The sequence below is a fragment of the Dietzia sp. HMSC21D01 genome (genome assembly GCF_001815995.1).
Taxonomy (GTDB): Bacteria; Actinomycetota; Actinomycetes; order Mycobacteriales; family Mycobacteriaceae; genus Dietzia; species Dietzia cinnamea.
Genome location: NZ_KV824012.1, coordinates 1 through 3,842 on the forward strand (window position 1 = coordinate 1; position 3,842 = coordinate 3,842).

3 protein-coding genes are annotated in these 3,842 nt (G+C 70.5%); all 3 read right to left on the minus strand.

The genetic code is table 11. The features are described from left to right. Nucleotides 1-142 precede the first annotated feature (142 nt). Entirely contained in the window at nucleotides 143-1,255 is a 1,113-nt protein-coding gene (locus HMPREF3086_RS12765) for an NDMA-dependent alcohol dehydrogenase (protein ID WP_061229341.1), read from the minus strand. 146 nt (nucleotides 1,256-1,401) lie between these two features. Beyond that, complete coding sequence (locus HMPREF3086_RS12770; RefSeq protein ID WP_061229342.1) at nucleotides 1,402-2,943, minus strand: aldehyde dehydrogenase family protein; 1,542 nt, start codon at nucleotides 2,941-2,943, stop codon at nucleotides 1,402-1,404. Between the two features lie 137 nt (nucleotides 2,944-3,080). After that, nucleotides 3,081-3,842, minus strand: a 762-nt coding sequence (locus HMPREF3086_RS12775) for a helix-turn-helix domain-containing protein (RefSeq protein ID WP_305790940.1), incomplete at its 5' end; no start/stop codon positions are given.

Here is a 3,842-nt window from a genome sequence, read left to right on the forward strand (position 1 = left end):
GGGAGCGACTGCCGGCTGACGCACCGACGCGCGCCGCCCAGGGGGTGAGGCGACGCGCGTCGGGGGAGGAGCCGATCACCGAGAAGGCGGGGGCGCCGTCCCGCGGGGTCGACCGGCTCCGGTCTGTGGGGGCTGTGGGAGATCAGGAGTCGTGGATGATCACGCCGCGCATGATCTTCCCGTCCTGCAGATCCTGGTAACCCTGGTTTACCTGGTCGAGCGTGTACGTGGTGGTGATGAGCTCGTCGAGCTTCAGCTTGCCCTCGTCGTACAGCCGCAGCAGCTTGACGATGTCGTACTGGGGGTTGGCGGAACCGAAGAGCGTGCCCTTGATGGTCTTGCCGAACAGGGCCATCATCGTGCCGTTGACCTGCACCGTCTTGTCGGTCATGCTCCCCATGCCGGTGATCACCACGGTGCCGCCCTTGCCGACCACGTCGAAGGCGCTGGAGACGACCTCCTCCTCGAGCGTGCCCACGAGGATCAGCGCCTGATCGGCCATCTGGCCCCAGGTGAGCTTCTCGACCTCGGCGTGCGCCTCGGCCGCACTGGCGAACGCGTGGGTCGCGCCGAACTTCAGCGCCTCATCGCGCTTGAACTGCACCGGATCCACCACCACGACGTGGCGGGCGCCCGAGTGGACGGCGCCCTGGACGGCGTTGATGCCCAGGCCGCCGATGCCGTAGATCACCACGGTGTCGCCCTGACGGACGCCGCCGGCGTAGACAGAAGTGCCCCACCCGGAGGGCACGCCGCAGCCCACGAGCACGGCCTTGTCCAGCGGCAGCCAGTCGTCGACCTTGACCACCGAGTGCTGCGAGATGACCGAGCGTTCGGAGAAGGTGCCGAGCATGCACATGGCGCCGAAGTCCTGGCCTCCCGAGTGGAAGCGGAACGTGCCGTCCGGCATGTGGCCGTCGAGGATCGTGGCGCCCATGTCGCACAGGCTCTGTCGGCCGGTCGAACAGTAGCGGCAGATTCCGCAGTTGGGGATGAACGAGCACACCACGTGGTCGCCGGGCTTGACCTTGGTGACGCCCTCGCCGACGGCCTCGATCACCCCGGCGCCCTCGTGCCCGCCCACGATCGGGAAGCGGGGCGGCAGGGAGCCGTCGGACAGGTGCAGGTCCGAGTGGCACAGGCCGGCGGCCGTGTACTTGATGAGCACCTCGCCGGGGCCGGGTTCGTCCAGGTCGAGCTCGATGATCTCGAACGGCTGGTTGGTGTCGAACAGTACGGCTGCCTTGGTCTTCACGGCGGTGGTCCTTTCGGCTGGCGGGTGTGGGAAGAGAGGAAGGAGGAAGGGAAGAAGGGGGAGCAGGGGGACTCCGGCGTCCCCGGAAGTGGTCACGGGGACGCCGGGTCCCGGTCCGGGAGGCCGACGGCGTCGGGCCGGTCGGGTCAGAGCTGGATGTTGACCGAGCGGGTCTGCGTGTACAGGTCCAGGGCGCCGGCGCCGAGCTCACGGCCCCAGCCGGACTGCTTGAACCCGCCGAACGGCATGGCGGTGTCGAAGCCGTTGTACTGGTTGACCCACACGGATCCGGCCTGGAGTCGGCTGGCGACGTGGTGCGCCTTGGACAGGTCCTTGGTCCAGATGCCGGCGGCGAGGCCGTACATCGAGTCGTTGGCCTGGCGGACCGCGTCGTCGACGTCGGAGAACCGCAGGGCCGAGACGACGGGGCCGAAGATCTCCTCGCGCACCACGCGGTCCTCGGGCTTGACGTCGACGAACACCGTGGGCTGGATGAAGAAGCCGGTGTCGCCGTGGCGGGCACCGCCGGTGAGGGCGCGACCGCCGTCCTCGATGCCGGCGCGCAGGTAGTAGGAGACCTTGTCGAACTGGTCCTGGTCCACGACGGGCCCGAGCACCGTGTCGGGGTCGAGCCCATGGCCGATGGTGGCCTGCGAGGCGGCGTCGGCGACGGCCTGGGTGAACTCCTCGTAGATCGAGTCCTCGACGTACAGGCGGGTACCGGCGGTGCACGCCTGGCCGTGGTTGAACATCCACGCGGCGACCGAGCCGGCGACCGCGGCGTCCCAGTCGCAGTCGGCGAACACGATGTTGGCGCTCTTGCCGCCCAGCTCCAGCGACACCTTCTTGAGGTTGCCCTTGGCGGCGTCCACGATGAGCTTGCCCACCTCGGTGGAGCCGGTGAAGGCGACCTTGTCCACGTCGTCGTGGGCGGAGATCGCGGCGCCGGCGTCGCCGAACCCGGTGATGATGTTGACCACGCCGTCGGGCACGCCGGCCTCTTGGCAGATCTCCCCGAGCAGGAGGGCCGTGAGCGGGGTCTGCTCGGCGGGCTTGAGGACGAGGGTGTTGCCGGTGGCCAGGGCGGGGCCGAGCTTCCACGCGGCCATGAGCAGCGGGAAGTTCCACGGGATGATCTGCCCGCACACGCCCACGGGCACGCGCTGGGTGTAGGCGTGGAACTGCTTGTCGCCGGCGAACGGCATGGACACGTTGACCGTGGAGCCCTCGATTTTGGTGGCCCAGCCGGCGTAGTAGCGGAAGACGTCGGCGGCCCACGCCACATCGACCGCGGTGGCGATCGCGACGGACTTGCCGTTGTCCAGCGCCTCGATCTGCCCGAACAACTCGGCCTTGGCGTCCAGCAGGTCGCCGATGCGCCACAGGATCTGCTCGCGCTCGCGCGGCTTCATGGTGGCCCAGGCGCCGTCGTCGAACGTGCGGCGGGCGGCGGCCACCGCGCGGTCCACATCCTCGGGCCCGCCGTGGGCGACCTGGGTTATCTCATTGCCGGTGGCGGGGTCGTAGGTGCCAAAGGTGCGACCGTCGGCGGCGTCGACCCACTGGCCACCGATGAGCAGGCGATGCGGGCGGGCCAGGAAGTCGCGGGCCTCGGCGCCCAGGCGCTCGTCGACGTGTGCGCTGGTGCCGGTGCCGGTGCTTGTGTCGCGGGAGAGTGTGCCGGTCATGTTTACCTCCGAAGATCCGACCGCCTCGGTTGTGAGGCCGATCACAACTCATCCTGCGGGTGCGTCCCCCCTCCGGAGTGTTCAATTTCTGGACACGCGAGTGGACACGGTGGATGACGGCGGGCGCCGTGTGCGCGTCAGGACAGCCCGAACTCCCGCATCCGGGCGTACAGCGTGGTCCGGCTGATCCCCAACCGGCGGGCGGCCCGCGAGCGCACCCCGCCGCACTCGCTGAGCGCGGCGACGATCGCGTCGTACTCCCCCCGGGCCAGCTCCCCGGGCCGCGGCGGGCGCGCCGAGCGTGACCGCGACGGCAGCGCGTCCACGTCGAGGGTCACGGCGCACTTCTGCTCGAGCCGGGTCAGGCAGTCGCCGAGGACCGCGCGCAGGGTCACCAGGCCGTTGGGCAGGTCGAGCACGCAGGCCGCCTCCACGAACCGCGCCGTCACCGTGGGTGGCCGCATACCGCGCCGCGCGGCCAGGTCGGCGACCATGCGGCGGACGATCTCCTCGCCCTCGGTGCCGCGCTCGTGGAGGGGGCGGACCTCTGTCCGCCGGTCGCACAGGTCGAGTATCGCCGTCACCGCGGGGCGCGGGTCGTCGCGACTGGTGACGACGACGAGGTGCTCTCCAGCCGATTCCATGCGCGCGGCCAACCGGCGCAGATCGGCGTCGTCCAACAGGTCGATGTCGTCCAGGATCACCGGCCCGGAAAGTTCACGGAGTGCGGGCGCGACCATCTCCCGCCATGCCGTCGCGGCGTCGTCCGCCTCGGCGAGCCGGAGATGGCGGGCCCCGGGGCCGGCGATCGCCCTCGCCGTCGTCGACCTCCCCGATCCCGACGGCCCCCGGACGGCGTGCCTCCGCACCACCGTCGCGGGGGCGGCGACGACGATCCG